The organism is Pseudomonas sp. BIOMIG1BAC (assembly GCF_001705995.2).
GTDB lineage: Bacteria > Pseudomonadota > Gammaproteobacteria > Pseudomonadales > Pseudomonadaceae > Aquipseudomonas > Aquipseudomonas sessilinigenes.
Genome location: NZ_CP049045.1, coordinates 845,848 through 864,115 on the forward strand (window position 1 = coordinate 845,848; position 18,268 = coordinate 864,115).

Annotated in this window: 16 protein-coding genes; 11 read left to right on the top strand and 5 right to left on the bottom strand. The window is 63.7% G+C overall.

Annotation, left to right across the window (positions count from 1 at the left end):
• The first annotated feature begins 102 nt into the window (after positions 1-102).
• Positions 103-1,389 (top strand): putative hydroxymethylpyrimidine transporter CytX, encoded by a 1,287-nt coding sequence (gene cytX / locus ATY02_RS03780; RefSeq protein WP_068576540.1) that lies wholly within the window; start codon positions 103-105, stop codon positions 1,387-1,389.
• On the opposite strand, the gene ATY02_RS03785 is transcribed toward cytX, so the two are convergent.
• The gene (locus tag ATY02_RS03785; protein ID WP_068576479.1) at positions 1,358-2,104 is read right to left on the bottom strand and encodes a DUF3298 domain-containing protein; all 747 of its coding nucleotides are present in this window, start codon (positions 2,102-2,104) and stop codon (positions 1,358-1,360) included. The genes cytX and ATY02_RS03785 overlap by 32 nt on opposite strands.
• A 226-nt stretch (positions 2,105-2,330) precedes the next feature.
• Here ATY02_RS03785 and ATY02_RS03790 point away from each other — a divergent pair, with 226 nt between their 5' ends.
• From ATY02_RS03790 to ATY02_RS03830, 9 genes are all read left to right on the top strand, one after another.
• The gene (locus ATY02_RS03790) at positions 2,331-2,948 is read left to right on the top strand and encodes an NUDIX domain-containing protein (protein WP_068576477.1); all 618 of its coding nucleotides are present in this window, start codon (positions 2,331-2,333) and stop codon (positions 2,946-2,948) included.
• Positions 2,939-3,391, top strand: coding sequence for a DUF1249 domain-containing protein (locus tag ATY02_RS03795; RefSeq protein ID WP_068576476.1), 453 nt, complete (start codon positions 2,939-2,941; stop codon positions 3,389-3,391). The genes ATY02_RS03790 and ATY02_RS03795 overlap by 10 nt, the downstream gene beginning before the upstream one ends.
• Positions 3,392-3,509: 118 nt before the next feature.
• On the top strand, positions 3,510-4,325 hold the full coding sequence (cpdA, locus tag ATY02_RS03800; RefSeq protein WP_068576539.1) for a 3',5'-cyclic-AMP phosphodiesterase: 816 nt from the start codon (positions 3,510-3,512) through the stop codon (positions 4,323-4,325).
• Between the two features lie 65 nt (positions 4,326-4,390).
• Complete coding sequence (locus tag ATY02_RS03805; RefSeq protein WP_068576474.1) at positions 4,391-4,999, top strand: YqiA/YcfP family alpha/beta fold hydrolase; 609 nt, start codon at positions 4,391-4,393, stop codon at positions 4,997-4,999.
• 43 nt (positions 5,000-5,042) lie between these two features.
• Positions 5,043-6,947 carry a DNA topoisomerase IV subunit B gene (parE, locus tag ATY02_RS03810; RefSeq protein WP_068576472.1) on the top strand — a complete coding sequence of 635 codons (1,905 nt, stop codon included), beginning with the start codon at positions 5,043-5,045 and terminating at the stop codon, positions 6,945-6,947.
• Positions 6,947-7,930 carry an esterase-like activity of phytase family protein gene (locus ATY02_RS03815; protein ID WP_068576470.1) on the top strand — a complete coding sequence of 328 codons (984 nt, stop codon included), beginning with the start codon at positions 6,947-6,949 and terminating at the stop codon, positions 7,928-7,930. The genes parE and ATY02_RS03815 overlap by 1 nt, the downstream gene beginning before the upstream one ends.
• Complete coding sequence (locus ATY02_RS03820) at positions 7,927-8,448, top strand: retropepsin-like aspartic protease family protein (protein ID WP_022641349.1); 522 nt, start codon at positions 7,927-7,929, stop codon at positions 8,446-8,448. The genes ATY02_RS03815 and ATY02_RS03820 overlap by 4 nt, the downstream gene beginning before the upstream one ends.
• A 7-nt stretch (positions 8,449-8,455) precedes the next feature.
• Positions 8,456-10,714, top strand: coding sequence for a DNA topoisomerase IV subunit A (gene parC / locus ATY02_RS03825; RefSeq protein WP_068576468.1), 2,259 nt, complete (start codon positions 8,456-8,458; stop codon positions 10,712-10,714).
• 167 nt (positions 10,715-10,881) lie between these two features.
• Positions 10,882-11,592: a PqiC family protein gene (locus ATY02_RS03830; protein ID WP_068576466.1), complete on the top strand. Its 711-nt coding sequence runs from the start codon at positions 10,882-10,884 to the stop codon at positions 11,590-11,592.
• 283 nt (positions 11,593-11,875) lie between these two features.
• Here ATY02_RS03830 and ATY02_RS03835 read toward each other — a convergent pair whose 3' ends face one another.
• Positions 11,876-13,405, bottom strand: a complete 1,530-nt coding sequence (locus ATY02_RS03835; protein ID WP_068576464.1) for an AhpA/YtjB family protein — start codon at positions 13,403-13,405, stop codon at positions 11,876-11,878.
• Between the two features lie 133 nt (positions 13,406-13,538).
• Between ATY02_RS03835 and serB the strand changes: the two genes are divergently transcribed.
• The gene (gene serB, locus ATY02_RS03840; protein WP_068576462.1) at positions 13,539-14,753 is read left to right on the top strand and encodes a phosphoserine phosphatase SerB; all 1,215 of its coding nucleotides are present in this window, start codon (positions 13,539-13,541) and stop codon (positions 14,751-14,753) included.
• Positions 14,754-14,826: 73 nt separating this feature from the next.
• Here the strand turns inward: serB and asd are convergent, their stop codons facing one another.
• From asd to ATY02_RS03855, 3 genes are read right to left on the bottom strand one after another with little or no spacing between them, the layout of a single operon-like run.
• Positions 14,827-15,687 (bottom strand): archaetidylserine decarboxylase, encoded by an 861-nt coding sequence (gene asd / locus ATY02_RS03845; protein WP_068576461.1) that lies wholly within the window; start codon positions 15,685-15,687, stop codon positions 14,827-14,829.
• A gap of 18 nt (positions 15,688-15,705) precedes the next feature.
• Positions 15,706-16,521: a thiosulfate sulfurtransferase gene (gene rhdA, locus ATY02_RS03850; protein ID WP_068576459.1), complete on the bottom strand. Its 816-nt coding sequence runs from the start codon at positions 16,519-16,521 to the stop codon at positions 15,706-15,708.
• Positions 16,522-16,564: 43 nt separating this feature from the next.
• Positions 16,565-18,103 (bottom strand): HDOD domain-containing protein, encoded by a 1,539-nt coding sequence (locus ATY02_RS03855; RefSeq protein WP_068576457.1) that lies wholly within the window; start codon positions 18,101-18,103, stop codon positions 16,565-16,567.
• Positions 18,104-18,268: the final 165 nt, after the last annotated feature.

Sequence of the window (18,268 nt, forward strand, 5' to 3'; positions counted from 1 at the left end):
GGCTAGCGGCAAGTAGCCGGCGAGGGCCCACGGCTCTTGCTTGCAGCTTGCCGCTTGCCGCTGCTCCTTGCCTTTGTCCCTTTTCCTTTCGAGATCACCGCCTTGAGCAGTCCAGTCAGTACCTACTCTCCCGACCACACGGTAACTGCCGACCAGCGCGTATTGGGCGCCCGGGATCTGTTTTCCCTGTGGTTCTCCCTCGGTATCGGCCTGATGGTGCTGCAAACCGGCGCGCTGCTGGCGCCAGGGTTGGGGCTGGCGCACGGGTTGCTGGCGATCCTGCTCGGCACGGCGGTGGGCGTGCTGCTGTTGGCGGCCGTGGGGGTGATCGGTAGTGATACCGGCCTGTCTGCCATGGCGGCCCTCAGGCTCAGCCTGGGCCGGCATGGCGCCCGGTTACCGGCGTTACTCAATTTGTTGCAACTGGTGGGCTGGGGTTCGTTCGAGATCATCGTCATGCGCGATGCCGCCAGCCTCCTGGGAGCCCGGGCCTTCGGCGAAGGCAGCGCCTGGACCAGTCCAGTGCTCTGGACCCTGTTGTTCGGGGCGCTGGCCACCTTGTTGGCGGTCAGCGGCCCCTTGACCTTCGTTCGCCGGATCCTGCGCAAGTGGGGGATCTGGCTGCTGCTGGCCGCCTGTGTGTGGCTGACCTGGAACCTGTTCGTCCGGGCCGACCTGGCGGCGCTCTGGGCCCGGGCCGGAGATGGCACGATGCCGTTTGCCGTGGGTTTCGACATCGCCATTGCCATGCCGTTGTCCTGGTTGCCGTTGATTGCCGACTACTCGCGATTCGGCAAGAGCGCCAGGCGCGTATTCGCCGGTACTACCCTGGGGTTCTTCATCGGCAATTTCTGGCTGATGGGACTGGGGGTCGCCTATGCCCTGGCATTCGCTCCCAGTGGCGAGGCCAATGCCTTGCTGCTGGCGCTGGCGGGGGCCGGCCTGGGGATTCCGTTATTGCTGATCTTGCTGGACGAGTCGGAGAACGCCTTTGCCGATATTCATTCGGCGGCCGTTTCCAGCGGTATCTTGTTGCGCCTGAAGGTCGAGCACCTGGCCCTGGCCATCGGCGTGCTGTGCACCCTGATCGCGTGCCTGGCGCCCTTGGCCCAATACCAGAACTTCCTGCTGCTGATCGGTTCGCTATTCGCGCCGCTGTTTGGCGTGGTGCTGGTGGATCACTTCATCGTGCGTCGACGCAGGGCTCCGGAGTCGCTGGTGGCCTTGCGCGGCCCGGCGCTGCTGGCCTGGCTGAGCGCAGTGGTTGCCTATCACCTGCTGGCCAACCTGGCCCCGGAGCTGGGGGCGACCCTGCCGTCGTTGCTGCTGGCAGGGCTAATGCACGGGTTGCTGAGCCTCAGTTACCGTCGGGAAGCAGCTCGGGCTTGAAGATGCCTCGCAGGCGCTCGTAGGGAATCTGCAGTTCGACGTGGCCCAGGGGCGCGGGCGCGATGGCTGCGACGTCGTACTTGAGCGTCACCGAACGGCTGGTCAGGGCCACGTTCGGGGTTTTCTGGAATGGCCAGGCCTTCACGAACTCGGCCTCGCGATCCAGGTGGGTGCTGATCAGCCAGTTGTTGTGAGCCACCCGGGCGGCTTTCCAGAACATGTCTTCCTGGCCTGGCAGCAGGATGTCGTCCAGGCCCAGGGCCTTGTGCTGCTGGCGTGAGTAGTTGATGAAGCCGCGCCCTGGCGTGCCGTTGGTCGTGCCATTGTCCAGGTAGCTGGCCAGTTCGATGATCACCAGGCCGTCATGCTGTTCGCGTACCTTGGATTGCAGGTAGATGCCATGGTGGTCGGCGGCGCTGCGCAGGAACTGCTCGCGATAGGCGCCGAGGCTGGCCGGCAGCGGTGCGTCGGGGCTGGTGCGGGCCATTTGCAGCAGGCGTTTCTCGATGATGGCGTCCAGCTGCGGCTCGGCAGGAAAGTGCACGGTATCGAGGTTGACCAGCGGGCAGTCAGCGCCGCTGCAGCCGGGCTTGAGCTGTTCGGACTTGTCTCGGGTAACTTCCAACGGGGTCTTGTAGCTTGGTTGGAACAGGCTCTGACAGGCGCCCAGGGTCAGGGCGATGCAGGCCACGGAGGCAATTTTTACAAGCGACATGGGCGTCCTTCATAAACCAGGAGGGGAGGCAAAAGTTACCGGCTTCGACTGTCGGCGGGGCAGTCGGTTCGCCACTAAGCTCAATAGAGGCAATTAGAGTAGGTTTAGCCCCTCGCCGTCTATCCCGCTGAGGCTAAAGGGGCTGCATCGGCAGGCGCGAGCGCGTTAGGATTGCGCGAAGTCGAGGAGGATCCTCGGAGTGAACAGGCTGTACACGAGGATTGTTATGACTGACTTTGCCAACTCCACGCCCAGTGCCGTCCAGATCATCGGGCGTGAAAACTGCCATCAGGGCTTCTATCGGCTCGACCGCTTGCAACTGCGCCATGAGCTGTTCGCCGGTGGCATGGGGCAGGAAATCAACCGTGAGGTCTTCATCCGTCACGATGCGGTCTGCGTACTGCCGTACGACCCGCAACGCGATGAAGTGGTGTTGATCGAACAGTTCCGCGTCGGTGCCATGGGCAAGGCTGCCTCGCCCTGGCTGGTGGAGCTGGTGGCAGGATTGATCGACAAGGACGAGCAACCCGAGGCAGTTGCCCGTCGCGAGGCCCAGGAGGAAGCCGGCCTGGACATCTCGGCATTGTGGCCCATGACCCAGTATTTTCCGTCTCCGGGCGGCAGTACCGAGTTCGTCCATTTGTTCCTGGGGCGTTGCGACAGCAGCGCCGCCGGCGGGCTGTACGGCCTGGAAGAAGAGGCCGAGGACATCCGGGTTGTGGTCATGGCCTACGAGGATGCGCAGCAGGCCGTGCGTGACGGGCGGATCTGCAACGCGGCCAGCATCATTGCGCTGCAGTGGCTGGCGCTCAATCGTGTGGAAGTGAGGGGGTTATGGTCGTAAACAAGGCGCGTGATCGCTACCGGGTGGACCTCGCGGGGCTGCAAGCTTCCTGCGAGGCCAACTACGCCCGGCTGATGCGCTTGTTGCCCGACATGCGCAACCAGCCCGAAGCCCGGCGTATCGCGGTGACCCAGGGCGACCAGATGCTCGGTGTTTTGGCCCTGGAAGTGGTGTTGGCCTGTCCCTATACCACCACTTTGCAGGTTCGCCAGGAGCACAGCCTGCCCTGGTTGCCGGTGCCGCAGCTGGAAGTGCAGGTCTATCACGACGCCCGCATGGCCGAGGTGGTCAGTGCCGAGCATGCCCGGCGTTTTCGCAGCATTTATCCCTATCCCAATGCCTTCATGCACCAGCCGGATGAAAAGGCCCAGCTGAACGTGTTCCTGGGGGAGTGGCTCAGTCACTGCCTGGCCTGCGGCCATGAGTTCGAAGTCGTGCGCTAGCTCGCCCCGGTACAGGATCAAGATGTGAACTGGGTCCGCTTCGGCAGTTTCCCCCTGGCGACTTCCCCAGCATAATTGCCCCATTCTTCATGCTTTGATCCTGCCCTGGGAGAACGCCTTGCCAAGCGTATCCGCTTCGCCCGCCGACGACTCGGTATTGCTGGTGCAACTGTCGGACAGCCATCTGTTTGCCGAGACGGACGGCGTGCTGTTGGGCATGAACACCGCAGACAGCCTGCAGCGGGTCATCGACCTGGTGCTGGCACAACAGCCGCAGATCGATTTGCTGCTGGCCACTGGCGATCTGTCCCAGGATGGCAGCCTGGAGTCGTACCAGCGCTTTCGCCAGTTGAGCGCGCAGCTCCCGGCGCCGGCTCGATGGTTGCCCGGCAACCACGATGAACCGCATGTCATGCAGCTGGCGACCGGCGATAGCGTGCTGCTGCAACAGGTGGTGGATATCGGCAACTGGCGCATTACCCTGCTCGATTCCTCCGTGCCCGGTTCGGTGCCCGGGTTTTTGCAGGACGACCAGTTGCAATTGCTGGAGCGTTCATTGCGCGAGGCGCCGCAGCGCCACCACCTGGTGTGCCTGCATCACCATCCGGTATCCATCGATTGTGCCTGGATGGAGCCCATCGGGCTGCGCAACGCCCAGGCCCTGTTCGAGGTCATCGAAGGCCATCCGCAGGTCCGAGCCCTGTTGTGGGGGCATGTGCACCAGGAGATCGACCGGATGCGCGGCGATGTGAGGCTGTTGGCCTCGCCATCCACCTGTATCCAGTTCGAGCCCCGTAGCGACGATTTCAAGGTCGACGAACGGGCTCCGGGCTACCGCTGGTTGCGGTTGCTGGCCGACGGGCGGCTGGAAACCGGCGTGCAGCGGGTCGAGGGCTACGATTTCACCATCGACTACGGCAGCAACGGTTACTGAAGCGACTTCGTTACCTGGCGCCATCCCTGTAGACTGCGGCTTTTGTCTAGGTACAGGGAGTCCGCATGTCCGGTTCGATCCTTTATATCCACGGTTTCAACAGTGCCCCTGCCTCCACCAAGGCCAGCCAGTTGCGCAGTGTGATGGAGCAACTTGGCCTGGCCGGACAATTGCGTGTACCGGCCCTGCATCATCATCCTCGCCAGGCCATCGGCCAGCTGGAGCAGGCGATCACCGAACTCGGTCGGCCATTGCTGGTCGGCAGCTCGCTCGGCGGCTACTATGCGACACACCTTGCCGAGCGCTATGGTCTGAACGCCTTGCTGATCAACCCAGCGGTCAATCCGCACCGCCTGTTCGACGGTTACCTGGGACCGCAGAAGAACCTGTACACCGATGAAGCCTGGGAGCTGACCCTCGATCACGTGGCGGCCCTGGAAGCATTGGAGGTCGCGCCGCCCAAGGACCCCGAGCGTTATCAGGTATGGCTGCAGACCGGGGATGAGACGCTGGACTATCGTCATGCCCAGGCGTATTACCGCGCTTGCGCCTTGCGTATCCAGGCGGGCGGCGATCATAGTTTCCAAGGTTTTACCGGCCAATTGCCGGCGATATTGAGTTTTGCCGGCATTACTGCCGATCTGTACCAGGCGATCGACTTCACCGCACTGTGAAGCTGAGCCCCATATTTCATTGAACGACTAACGACGAGAACCCATGGCCACTCCCAGCGCTAGCTCCTATAACGCAGACGCCATCGAAGTCCTCTCGGGACTCGACCCGGTGCGCAAACGCCCGGGCATGTACACCGACACCACGCGGCCCAACCACCTGGCCCAGGAAGTCATCGACAACAGTGTCGATGAAGCCTTGGCCGGCCACGCCAAGTCGATACAGGTCATCCTGCACGCCGACCACTCCCTGGAGGTGTCCGACGACGGTCGCGGCATGCCGGTGGACATCCACCCGGAAGAGGGCGTGTCCGGCATCGAGCTGATCCTCACCAAGCTCCATGCCGGCGGCAAGTTTTCCAACAAGAACTACCAGTTCTCCGGCGGTTTGCACGGGGTGGGTATTTCCGTGGTCAACGCCCTGTCCAGCCAGGTACGGGTGCGGGTCAAGCGCGATGGCAGCGAGTACCAGATGACTTTCGCCGACGGCTACAAGGCTTCCGAGCTGGAAGTGGTTGGCAGTGTCGGCAAGCGCAACACCGGTACCTCCGTGTTTTTTGCACCGGACCCTAAGTATTTCGACTCGCCGAAGTTCTCTGTCAGCCGCCTCAAGCACGTGCTCAAGGCCAAGGCTGTACTGTGCCCGGGGCTGCTGGTCAGCTTCGAGGACAAGGGCACCGGCGAGAAGGTCGAGTGGCATTACGAAGACGGCCTGCGCTCCTACCTGGTGGATGCCGTCAGTGAGTTCGAGCGCCTGCCGGCCGAGCCGTTCTGCGGCAGCCTGGCGGGCAATAAGGAGGCCGTGGACTGGGCCCTGCTGTGGCTGCCCGAGGGTGGCGACAGTGTCCAGGAAAGCTACGTCAACCTGATTCCCACCGCCCAGGGCGGCACCCACGTCAACGGCTTGCGCCAGGGCTTGCTGGATGCCATGCGCGAGTTCTGCGAGTTCCGCAACCTGTTGCCCCGCGGTCTCAAGCTGGCGCCAGAAGACGTCTGGGAGCGGATCGCCTTCGTCCTGTCGATGAAGATGCAGGACGCGCAGTTCTCCGGCCAGACCAAGGAACGCCTGTCGTCCCGCGAGGCCGCGGCGTTCGTTTCCGGGGTGGTCAAGGACGCCTTCAGCCTGTGGCTCAACGCCAACCCCGAACTGGGCATGCAATTGGCCGAACTGGCCATCAGCAACGCCGGTCGGCGCCTGAAGGCCAGCAAGAAGGTCGAGCGCAAGCGCATCACCCAGGGCCCGGCATTGCCGGGCAAGCTGGCCGATTGTGCCGGGCAGGACCCGATGCGCTCCGAACTGTTCCTGGTGGAAGGTGACTCCGCCGGTGGTTCGGCCAAGCAGGCACGAGACAAGGAGTTCCAGGCGATCCTGCCGCTGCGCGGGAAGATCCTCAACACCTGGGAAGTGGACGGCAGCGAGGTCCTGGCCAGCCAGGAAGTGCACAACATCGCCGTGGCCATTGGTGTCGATCCGGGCGCCGAGGACATGAGCCAGCTGCGCTACGGCAAGATCTGCATCCTCGCCGATGCCGACTCCGACGGCCTGCACATCGCCACCTTGCTCTGCGCCCTGTTCGTCCAGCATTTCCGTCCGCTGGTGGATGCCGGCCACGTCTATGTGGCCATGCCGCCGCTGTACCGCATCGACCTGGGCAAGGAGATCTACTACGCCCTGGACGACGCTGAGCGCGACGGCATCCTCGATCGCCTGGTGGCCGAGAAGAAACGCGGCAAGCCGCAAGTCACCCGATTCAAGGGCCTGGGTGAAATGAACCCGCCGCAACTGCGCGAGACCACCATGGACCCCAATACCCGGCGCCTGGTGCAGTTGACCCTGGACGACGCCGAGGCCACTGCGGAAATCATGGACATGCTGCTGGCCAAGAAACGCGCCAGTGACCGCAAGTCCTGGCTGGAGTCCAAGGGCAACCTGGCCGAGGTGCTGGCCTGATGCACAGAGGTTTTGCCCTGGCCCTGGCGCTATCGGCAACCTCGGTGATGGCCGCGCCGGTCCCCGAGCTGAGCTTGCTGTCCGAACATCCCGTGGAGGGCATGCGCGGTGGCAACCTGTCTGGACTCGCCCTGTGCGGCCAGGAGCTGTGGACCGTTTCGGACCGCGACGACGACCAGATCTATCGGCTCGATACCCGCGACACCGTCTGGCAGGCCGAGACGGTCAAGCTGGAGGTGCCGCCGGTGCCCGATACCGGGCTGCCCTGGGGGCTGAAGTCGCGCACCTGGGCAGCATCGTTCATTCGTGGTGGCGACCTGGATTTCGAAGGCATTTCCTGCGATGACGCGGGTAACAAGTATGTGGTCAGCGAGGCCCACGCCTCGGTGCTGCAGGTGCCTGTCCAGGGCGCGCCCAACTGGTTGAAGATCTCTGCGTTGATGGTTCGCGAGGCCAGGGCCAGTGGCATGCTGCTGCACTTCAACGCCTTGTTCGAAGGCCTGGCGGTGAGCCCCGCGGGGGATCGTATCTGGCTGGCGGCCGAGCGCGAACGGCGTGGCCTGTTGCTGATCAAGCGCGGCCAGACTACCTGGGATTGCGATGGCGGTTGCGTGCTGCTCAGTGAAGCCGGCTCGCAAATGCAGCCTGAGCAGGTGCCCCATGCCAAGGCGGTGACCCGTGACTTCGCCGACCTCTCGCTGTTCGATGGCAAGCTGTTCACCCTGGAGCGCAACGCCTACCAGATCTGCCGTCGGGATGCGCAGAGCGCCAAGGTCGAGCAGTGCTGGTCCTTTGCTGCCGAGGCTCTGGTGGAGTCGCGACGTTATCCGCAGCCCTACGGCCTGGCCGAGGCCCTGGTGGTGGATGCCGAGGGGGCCTGGATCGGCCTGGACAACAACAATGGCGCCCGTGCCGATGGCGAGTCCCGCCCGATCGTCTGGCGCTTTGCCGCGCCGCAAGGCGGCTGGAGTGCCAAGCCGTGAGCCAGCAACCGGGGCGCAGTGCCGGCCGGGTGTTGCTGATCCTGGCCTGGGCGGCGGGGCTGTTCCTGGCCACGCGATTCTTCGCCGATTGGGAAGCGCGCCAGGAGAACCCCAACACTGTCGTCAGTTCGCAACAACATGAGGGTTACATCGAAGTGAAGCTGGTCGGCAACGGCCAGGGGCATTTCGTCGCCAGCGGCCATATCGACGGCCAGCCGGTGCAATTCATGCTCGATACCGGTGCCACTGAAGTCTCGATCCCTTCCGGGCTGGCCGAGCGCCTGGGCCTGGAACGAGGACTGCCGGTGACCCTGAGCACTGCCAACGGTCGCAGCGAGGGTTACCGGACCCGTATCGAGCGCCTGCAGCTGGGGGATATCACCCTGCACGATGTCCGGGCCCTGGTGGCTCCGGGACTCGACGGGGACCAGGTCCTGCTGGGCATGAGCGCTTTGAAGAAACTTGAATTTACTCAGCGCGGCGGCACCATGCTGCTGCGCCAGACCACGAACCAATGAGGCCCGCATGAGCGACTCCCTTGATCTCAGCCTGGATGGCGTAGAACGCCGGTCACTGGCTGACTTCACCGAAAATGCCTACCTCAACTACTCCATGTACGTGATCATGGACCGTGCGCTGCCGCATATCGGCGACGGCCTGAAACCGGTACAGCGGCGTATCGTCTACGCCATGAGTGAGCTGGGGCTGGATGCCGACTCCAAGCACAAGAAGTCCGCCCGTACCGTGGGTGACGTGCTCGGCAAGTTCCACCCACACGGCGACTCCGCCTGCTATGAGGCCATGGTGCTGATGGCCCAGCCGTTCAGCTACCGCTACACGCTGGTGGACGGCCAGGGCAACTGGGGTGCGCCGGACGATCCCAAGTCCTTCGCGGCCATGCGCTACACCGAGGCGCGCCTGTCGCGCTACTCCGAGGTGCTGCTCAGCGAGCTGGGCCAGGGCACCGCGGACTGGGGGCCGAACTTCGACGGCACGCTCCAGGAGCCGCTGGTACTGCCGGCGCGCCTGCCGAACATCCTGCTCAACGGCACCACCGGCATCGCCGTGGGCATGGCCACCGACGTGCCGCCGCATAACCTGCGGGAAGTGGCGTCGGCCTGCGTACGCCTGCTGGACGAACCCAAGGCCACGGTGGAGCAGCTGTGCGAGCACATCCAGGGGCCGGACTATCCCACCGAGGCGGAGATCATCACCCCGCGTGCCGACCTGCTGAAGATCTACGAGACGGGTCGTGGCTCGGTGCGCATGCGCGCCGTGTACCGGGTCGAGGACGGCGACATCGTAGTGTCGGCGCTGCCGCACCAGGTCTCCGGGGCCAAGGTGCTGGAGCAGATCGCCGCGCAGATGCAGGCCAAGAAACTGCCGATGGTGGCTGACCTGCGAGACGAGTCGGACCACGAGAACCCGTGCCGCATCGTGATCATTCCGCGCTCCAACCGGGTCGATCCGGACGAGCTGATGCAGCACCTGTTCGCCACCACCGAACTGGAATCCACCTACCGGGTCAACGTCAACATCATCGGCCTGGATGGCAAGCCGCAGTTGAAGAACCTGCGCGCTCTGCTGGTGGAATGGCTGGAGTTCCGGGTCGCCACGGTACGTCGTCGCCTGCAGTTCCGCCTGGACAAGGTCGAGCGCCGCCTGCACCTGTTGGACGGCTTGCTGATCGCCTACCTCAACCTGGACGAAGTGATCCATATCATCCGGACCGAGGACCAGCCGCGGGCCAAGCTGATCGAGCGCTTCGCCCTCAGCGAGATCCAGGCCGACTACATCCTCGATACCCGCCTACGGCAACTGGCGCGCCTGGAAGAGATGAAGTTGCGTTCCGAGCAGGACGAGTTGCTCAAGGAGCAAGCCAAGCTGTTGGCACTGCTCAACAGCGAAGCCAAGCTGAAGAAGCTGGTACGCACCGAGTTGCTGCAGGATGCCGAGACCTATGGCGACGACCGTCGTTCACCGATCGTTGCCCGGGCCGAAGCCAAGGCCCTGTCGGAAAACGAGCTGATGCCGACCGAGCCGGTGACTATCGTTCTATCGGAAAAAGGCTGGGTACGCTGTGCCAAGGGGCATGATATTGACGCCACCGGCCTGTCCTACAAGGCCGGCGATGGCTACAAGACCGCTGCTGCCGGGCGCTCCAACCAGTTCGCGGTGTTCATCGATTCCACCGGGCGCAGTTATTCGGTGGCGGCCCATACCCTGCCTTCGGCCCGTGGCCAGGGCGAGCCACTGACCGGCCGGTTGACGCCGCCGCCGGGCGCGACTTTCGAGTGCGTGCTGCTGCCGGACGATGAGGCGCTGTATGTGATCGCTTCCGATGCCGGTTATGGCTTCGTGGTCAAGGGCGAGGACCTCCAGGCCAAGAACAAGGCGGGCAAGGCGCTGCTGAGCCTGCCGAACAATGCCAAGGTCCTGGCGCCGCGGCCGGTGGCCGATCGCGAGCAGAACTGGCTGGCCTCGGTGACCACCGAAGGTCGCCTGCTGGTGTTCAAGATCAGCGACCTGCCGCAACTGGGCAAGGGCAAGGGCAACAAGATCATCGGTATTCCCGGTGAGCGAGTCGCCAGTCGCGAGGAGTATGTGACCGACATCGCGGTGCTGCCGGAAGGCGCGACCCTGGTGCTGCAAGCGGGCAAGCGCACGCTGTCGCTCAAGGCCGACGATCTTGAGCACTACAAGGGTGAGCGCGGGCGTCGTGGCAACAAGTTGCCACGGGGTTTCCAGCGAGTGGACGCGTTGTTGGTAGAGCCTCTCAGTTGAGAGGTACGATCAGCCATTTAACTGGCTGATCGTTGTTGGAACACTGGAGTCATGGCGCATATTCACGGATGATATGCGCTTTCAAACGCCGGCCTGGTCCGGCGTTATTCTGTTTTTTTGAGTATTTTCACTGTGGTTGGTCTGGTGGCCGCCACCTGGATGGGATGATGACTGTTCTGCGCCTTCCTTTTATTTTCCTGCTCGCGGGCGTTCTCGGCCTGGCGGGTTGCAGCGTTCACCAGCCGGTGTCGCTGTATCAGCTGGACAGCGGAAGTCCAGCCCAGCCGGCCAGCACCGGCATGTCGGTATTGCTGGGGCCGGTCCTGATTGCCGATTACCTGCAGCGTGAAACCCTGCTGCAGCGCCAGGATGATGGCAGCCTGCAGGCCGCCACCGACGGCCGTTGGGCCGGCAGCCTCTCTTCGGATATCGACCAGTTGCTGCTGCGCCAGGTCGCCGGCCACCTGGACAGCCAGCGAGTGGTGTTGGCCCCGGCCACCAACGGCTTTACTCCGGATGTGCAGGTACTGCTGTCGATCACCCGCCTGGATTCCGGCAAGACCCAGCCGGCGGTGCTGGATGCCCAGTGGCGCCTGATCGATCGCCGCGGCCAGGTACGTGACAACCGCATCGTCCACCTGCAGGAGCAGCATGCAGGCACCACGGCATCCCAGGTCCAGGCCCAGGGCGTACTGTTGCAGCGCCTGGCCGAGCAGTTGTCCGGCGCCCTCAAGCCGCTGGCCAACCAGCCGGCCGTGGCGGAAGTGCCGCGCAAGGCGCCCGCTGCACCGGCCCCCAAGCCTGCCGAGCAGGAAAAGCGGCCGAAGATCCCAATGGCAACGCCTATCCGTACGGATATGGAAGTGTTCCGCTTCTGAGCCAAACCGCTGCAAGACAAGGCCCGCCTCATGGTGGGCCTTGTCGTTTCTGGGGGCAGGCACAAGAAAGCCCGCGCAGGGTTAATGCCGATCAGTTAAGGAAGCTGTAGGGGCGAGGCTTGCCCGCGATGGACTGCAGAGCGCTGCGTGTATCCAGTCAGCACGTGCAAACGTTAACGCCCATCGCGAGCAACCGAGCGTCGACCGGTTGCTCCTGCAGGGACCGCCTCGCTTGACTGATCGGCATCACGCACAGGGCGGGCTTTGTTGAATGGAGCAGGCCTTACAGCTTGGCGCGGGTCTCGTGCATCCGGGCCAGTTGTCGCTCCAGCATCGAAGGGTAAGGCTCCATCAGGCGTTCGACGCAGCAGGCGCCTTCAGGGCTGGCTATCGGGCGGATACGTGCGCGCTGGCGCAGTAGGGCATCATCGTTGACCTTGCGCTCCACCAGCAGCAGGTTGCGGCTGTGCTGGGACAGGGCCAGGGCATCCTGGGCTGGCTCGGTCAGCAGCAAGTCGATCTGGCTCAGGCCGAACAGGCCCTCGCCCAGGGTCAGCCCCAGTTGCAGTTGCAGGGTGATGCCGCTGTCTGCCACTTCGATCTGCAGGGCATGGCCCAGGGCGCGCAGCAGCTCGCCGCAGCAGATGGCGTTGGTCAGGTAGTCGTCGCCGCTGTCTTCGCTGTGGAACAACATCAGCGTGCTGCCGTCGTTCAGGGTATGCAGTTCGCTCTGGTACAGCGATGCAGCCTGGTCCAGGCAGTCGCGATAGCGTTCGAGCAATTCCGTCAGGCGGGCACGAGGCAGGCGTCGCAACTGTTCCTGGGCCCCGAGCTGCACGGCAAGCACCGCGCTGTGCTGGGGCTCGGCCGGAATCTGGGGTTGCGGTTTCACTGCGGGTGCGGGGGCCGAGGATTGATCACGCAGGTCGGCGAACGGGTCCTCTTCTTCATCCAGCTCGTCTTCCTCGGCATTGACCACATGCCGTGGCGCAGGCTTCAGACCGGCTACGGGCGCGCTTTCATCGAAGCTCGGATCACGCAGGTTACGTACTTCGAATGCGGGCAACTCGTCTTCTTCATCCTGCTGGGCAGGCTGGGCTTGAGGCTCGGGCTCGGGGATTTCCGGAGCCAGGCGTGCGTGCAGCTGGCGCGCCAGGTCGCCGATCTCATCCTGGCGCTGGATGGCCGGAGTGTGCTCGTCCAGGTCGCGCAGCCACACCCGCAGTTGCAGCAGCGGGGTGGAGATATGGCGGCCCAGGCGCAGGCTCAAGGCGAGGGCCAGGGCCAGCAGGATGGCACTGAGAATGCCCATGCTTTGCAGGCTGATGGTCATCGGCTGCTGGAACTGGGCCATGTCCAGGCTGAGCCGCAGGTTGCCGGCAGTCACATCCTGGAAGGTGATCTTGGTCTGGTACACGCCTTCGGTTTCGCCCAGCAGGTTGCTCTTCGGGCGTTGTCCGGCTTCGGCGAGGATGCGGTTGTCGACGCTATAGATCGCCGCGTGGGCCACCAGCGGGTTCTTGGTCAGGTTATTGAGCAAGACGTTGAGGCTGAGGATGTCGTTGGACACCAGCAGTTCAGTGGCTGAAGTGGCGGTCTGCGTGGTCAGGCTCTGGCCCAGGGCGTCGGCCTGTTCGTGCATGGCTTGCTTGAACTGCAGGCCCATCACGCCGGCATAGATCACCAGGGCCAGGGCGACCAGGATCACGTTATGGCTGGCGATGCGCAATGCAATCGGCACACGGCGGTGGCGCAGTGCACGGAAGATCAGCAGGAAGAAGTTGTCGTTTTTAACTGGCGTGGGCCGGTTCACTGAGCTCGGCTCTTTTGTCCGTGAAGTTGACGCGCAGTATAGCGACAGGCCCTAGGCCGGCAAAGCGCTGGCTGTGCCCGATGGTCAGCGAAAGTGGGTAGAATGCGCTTTTTTTCCACCTCGGGGGTGCGCCTTGCGCGAAATTGTCCTGATAAACATCACCGGCGAAGATCGTCCCGGTCTGACTGCGGCCATTACCGGCGTTCTGGCCCAGGGTGGTGTGAACATCCTCGACATTGGCCAGGCCGTGATCCACGACACCTTGTCGTTTGGCATCCTGGTCGAGATCCCGGACAACGAGCAGAGCTCCTCGGTGCTCAAGGACATCCTGTTCACCGCCTACAAGCTCGACCAGCAGGTGCGCTTCACCCCGGTATCCGAGGCGGATTACCAGCAGTGGGTGGCGGGGCAGGGTAAAAAGCGCCATATCGTCACCCTGCTGACTCGCAAGGTGACCGCCGAGCAGCTGCAGCGGGTGAGTTCGATCACTGCCCAGTACGGCTTGAACATCGACCATATCGATCGCCTGTCGGGGCGCATGCCGCTGGACATGCCGGCCGATCAGGGCAAGGGCTGCATCGAGTTTTCGGTGCGTGGCGAGGCGGCCGACCCCCAGGCGCTGCGAGCCGAGTTCCTCAGCGTGGCCCAGGAACTGAACGTCGACATCGCCTTCCAGGAGGACTCGCTGTTCCGTCGTAACCGGCGCCTGGCGGTATTCGACATGGACTCGACACTGATCGAGGCCGAGGTCATCGACGAGCTGGCCAAGGCAGCCGGTGTCGGTGATCGGGTGGCAGAGATCACCGAGCGGGCGATGGCCGGTGAACTGGACTTTCGCGCCAGCTTCAAGGAACGCCTGGCCTTGCTCAAGGGGCTGGACATCAATGTCCTGGACTCCATCGGCGCATCCCTGCGCTTGACCGAGGGCGCCGAAACGCTGTTCGCCGAGCTCAAGCGACTGGGCTACAAGACGGCCATTCTCTCTGGTGGTTTCACCTATTTCGCCAAGCAGTTGCAGGCCAAGCTGGGCATCGACTACGTGTTCGCCAACGAACTGGAAGTGGTCGATGGCAAGGTGACCGGCGTGGCCGTAGAGCCAATCGTCGACGCGCAACGCAAGGCGGACCTGCTGCGTGAGCTCGCGCACAAGGAAGGCCTGCGCCTGGAGCAGACCATCGCCGTTGGCGACGGCGCCAACGACCTGCCGATGCTAGGCATTGCCGGGCTGGGTGTAGCGTTCCGTGCCAAGCCGCTGGTCAAGCAGTCGGCCAAGCAGGCGATCTCGACCCTGGGCCTGGATGGCGTGCTGTATCTGCTGGGCTTACGTGATCGCGACGGGCAGGCCTGACCGCGCACGAGTCTTCACCCATGAAAAACGCCGCTGATCAGCGGCGTTTTTTGTTTGCGGTGTTATTCAGGCATCAGGCCTTGGGCGCGCCCAGGCCCTGGCCCATGCGGACCGGCGAACCGGCCGCCAGCTCTTCGGCCCACTGCACCTGGTCTGGGCCGAACAGCACGATGGCGGTGGAGCCCAGCTTGAAGCGGCCCATCTCGGCGCCTTTCTCCAGGTGGATCGGGGCGCGGGCGGCCTCGTCGTAGCGCACGGTCTTGAGCTCGCGCTTGGGTGGGGTTACCAGGCCGGCCCAGACGGTTTCGATCGAGGCCACGATCATCGCGCCTACCAGCACCAGGGCCATGGGGCCACGCTCGGTATCGAAGATGCACACCACGCGCTCGTTGCGGGCGAACAGCTCGGGGACGTTTTCCGCGGTGGTCTGGTTGACCGAGAAGATCCGTCCTGGGACGTAGACCATCTCGCGCAGGGTGCCGGCCAGTGGCATGTGCACCCGGTGGTAGTCCTTGGGGGACAGGTAGATGGTGGCGAAGTCGCCGCCCATGAACGGCGCGGCCAGGGCCGGATCGCCGCCCAGCAGCTCCAGCACGCTGTAGCTGTGGCCCTTGGCCTGGAACACCCGGCCATGCTCGATCGGACCGAGCTGGCTGACGGCGCCGTCGGCGGGGCTGAGCACTGCACCTGGGGTTGGGTCCAGCGGTCGGGCGCCATCCTTCAGGGCGCGGGTGAAGAAGGCATTGAAATGCTCGTAGGCGGTCACGTCCTCCACTTGGGCTTCGGACATGTCCACCTGGTACTGCTTGGCGAACCAGCTGGTGAAGGCATTCTTGAACCAGCGCACGCGGCACTCGGCGACGCAGCCGGCCAGGCGCGAGAGCAGGTGGTGAGGCAGCAGGTACTGGCTGATGATGAACAAACGCTTTTTCATTGGGTGTCCTTAAAAACCTTAAATCTCTACGGGCGTATCGGGATGATTGCCCCATTCGCCCCACGAACCGGCGTAGCCCTTGACCCGTGGATACCCCAGCGCCTTGGCCACCAGGTAGGTGAAGCCGGAGCGGTGATGGGTCTGGCAGTGGGTGATGACTTCTTTGTCCTTGCTGATGCCCAGGTCCTCGAGGATCTGTGGCATGTCGCGGCGGATGCGCAGGTGGCGGGCCTGATCCATGCCGGCGGTCCACTCGAAATTCACTGCGCCGGGAATATGTCCGCCCTTGGCGGCCAGGACTTTCTCGCCCGAGTACTCCAGTGGACCGCGAGCGTCCCAGATCGCCAGGTCGGCGGCACCGAGGCGGCTTTGCAGGTATTCGCGGGTGGCGGTGGGTTCGTCATGCAGGGTCAGGGGGACCGCAGCACCATTGGAAGCCGGGACTTCGACGGATACCGGCAGGTTTTCCGCCAGCCAGGCCGGCAGGCCGCCATCCAGGTAGTGATAGCGCTGGTGCCCGATCACATCCAGCAGCCAGATGAAGCGTCCGGCCCAGCCGCCACCTTCGTCGTCATACACCACGTAGACCGCCTCGGGGTTGTGCCCGAGTTCACCGAACAGCGTCTCCAGGGCCGCCTTGGGTGGCAGCAGTCCTGGGGCCGGCGCCTGGCCGAGCTGGGTGCGCTTGGGGTCGACGAAGCGTGCTCCGGGAATATGCCCGGTGCTGTAGCGGGCAGCGCTGGTCAGGTCGACCAGGATCAGGTGGCGGGCGTCGAGGCGGGCGAGCAGCTCGCTAGGCTCGATGACCAGCGGCAAGCCGGAAAAATCAGACATGTCAGGTCCCCAGGGCACAAAGGATGGAATTGTAGCGCAAGCGTCACTGGCTGCGGTTGGTAAAGCTGTGCAAGGCTTTTTCGATGCACTGGGCGGTCTTGCCGAAGGCCTGGACACTGGTTTGCGAGAACGGCACGCCGCCCTGGTCGGCGATCGCCAGCAGTTGTACTCGGTCATTGCAGGACAGTGAGCGGATCAGCAAGTGCTCGCCACGAAACAACTGGCGCAGGGCGCCGGGCAAGTGCGCGGCGAACTGTCGGCAGTTGTCCGGCGTCAGGCGGATCTGTGCGGACTTCTCCAGCAGGCGCTGCAGCAGGGGGCTCTGCTTGGCCAGGAAACTCAGGCCTGCGGCTTCCTTGGGCAGGCCGTACAGCTGTTGTACCCGTAACTGGCTGTGACTGCGGTCCACCATCAGCAACATGATCCGCTGCATGCCGCAGGCTGCCAGGGCATCCCGGGCAAAACCGGTCAGATGCACGGCGTTGGTGAAGGGGCTTGGCTCCAGCAACAGCTCGCCACAGAGTTTGCGCCACTGGGTCAACTCCAGGGCGGTGGGCGGCGGTGCCGGCAGTTCGCCGTTGTGCAGGCGCCGTACATTCCAGGGCCAGATCAGAGCCTGGGCCGGATGCCAGAGATCGGGCTGGCTGTCGTTGCGGGCACTGTTGGTGGCTTGTTGGTGCAACTGCTGCTGGACCTCGGCGACCGGGATCTGCAGATACAGGGCGGTGAGGTTCTGCCAGCGTTGGCCGTGGGGATTGTTCCAGGAGTACTGCGCTGCCAGGGCCATGCCGTTGGCCAACAATACGCAATTGGCCGGCTGGTTCAGCCAGCGGCGCAGTTCCGGATCGGCATCCAGGCGTTGCTGTTGGCGCAATGGGTTGTCGCCATCGCGCGCGATCAGCATGACCTTGGCCAGCAGGTGTTGTTCCTGGGTCAGTAGCCGATAGCCCTGTTGCACCCAGATCGGCAGATGCCATGCCTGTACCAGGGCCTGGCACAGCTCCATGAGGCGTACGCCGAACAATTGCATTTCGACCTTGCGTGCAGGCTCATGCTTATAGATGACCCGCAGCTCCCATTCGTCCATGAGCTTGGGGTAGGTCATGGCCATGGCCCATAGCGGCGAGAGAAACAGCAGGCTGCCCCAGTGGATGTCCTGCCACAGGCGGGCCAGGCGCCCGGCAAAAAAACCGTTGGCTTGCTGGGTGGCGTGCTGGCTGATCAGTTGCAGCTGTCGCAGGGCCTGGGGGATCTGTTCTTCGGGCAGGGTCGGCAGTTGTTCCAGCAATTCCTGGGTGCGCTTGAGCCCCAGGCGATTGACCGCGATCTCGAGGCTCTCCGCCGGCTCGCTCATGCTGCCTTGGGAATGCCGGTTGGCTTCGCGGATCACGCACAGTGCCAAGGCCGGGCTATTCTGCATCAGGTCGGCGATTTCTCGCAGCGAACTGCGGTTGTTGGCAATGGCTTTGCAGACCCGGTCATGGCTGGTTTGTGGCACTGGCAAGCGCACGGCATTGAGCAGTCTTACCCAGGCGTCGAGAGAGGTGGGCGGGGTCTGTGGGACGCTGGTTTCATTGGACATGGTCGGGCGCAATCATTGTCTGCTGGGAACACGCCCGGAGTGGGCCAAACTGGCTTTTCGCCTTAACTGGCTATAGTCTGGCGCAGTTTTGCCGATAAGTAGAAGAAGAGTTTTAAGAACTTCCGAATATGACCTTGAACCCGACCCAATAAGTACTCTCCTATC